Raw genomic sequence first — 750 nt, forward strand, 5'->3', positions numbered from 1 at the left:
TGTCGACGTTCGTGTTCGGCGGCACGTAGATGAACGAGCCGCCCGACCACACCGCGCTGTTCAGCGCCGCGAACTTGTTGTCGTTCGCCGGGATGACCGTGCCGAAGTACTTCTTGACGATGTCCTCGTGCTCACGAAGCCCTTCGTCCATGCTCGTGAAGATGACGCCGAGATCATCGAGCTCCTTCTTGACCTGGTGGTAGACGGTTTCGCTTTCGTACTGCGCAGTGACACCGCCGAGGAACTCACGCTCGGCCTCGGGGATACCGAGCTTCACGTAGGTGTTCTTGATGTCGTCCGGAAGCTCGTCCCAGGACTGCACCTGACCCTCGGTCGGCTTGATGTAGTAGTAGATGTTGTCGAAGTCGATCTCGGACAGGTCCCCGCCCCATGAGGGCATCGGGCGGTCCATGAAGTGGCGGTACGCCTTGAGCCGCTTGCGCAGCATCCACTCGGGCTCGCCCTTGAGCTTGGAGATGCCGGAGACGACGTCCTCCGTTAAGCCTCTTTCGGGCACGTTGATCGACGTGGGCTCGTCGTGCCACGCGTATTGATAGCCCTTCCCGAGGTCCAGATCTTGCGGCTTCACGACCATGGGCGCTGCGCTCCCCAGCTAGGATTTCGTCAATTCCTATTCTAACAGGCGGATTTAGAACTGAGAACCCGCCATCCAGTGTTTATAACGCCCCCTACCTGCGGTTTCTGCCCGATGCCTCGCCTAGAACCGGGGGGGGGGGGGGGGGGGGGGGG

1 protein-coding gene is annotated in these 750 nt (G+C 60.9%); it reads right to left on the bottom strand.

Features of this window, described 5'->3' with window-relative positions; genetic code table 11:
- Nucleotides 1-595 (bottom strand): Fe-S cluster assembly protein SufB (locus WEB06_07400; protein MEX2555439.1); only part of this gene is annotated, 595 nt, incomplete at its 3' end.
- Between the last annotated feature and the right edge of the window lie 155 nt (nucleotides 596-750).

This window comes from Actinomycetota bacterium (assembly GCA_040905475.1).
GTDB lineage: Bacteria > Actinomycetota > AC-67 > AC-67 > AC-67 > DATFGK01.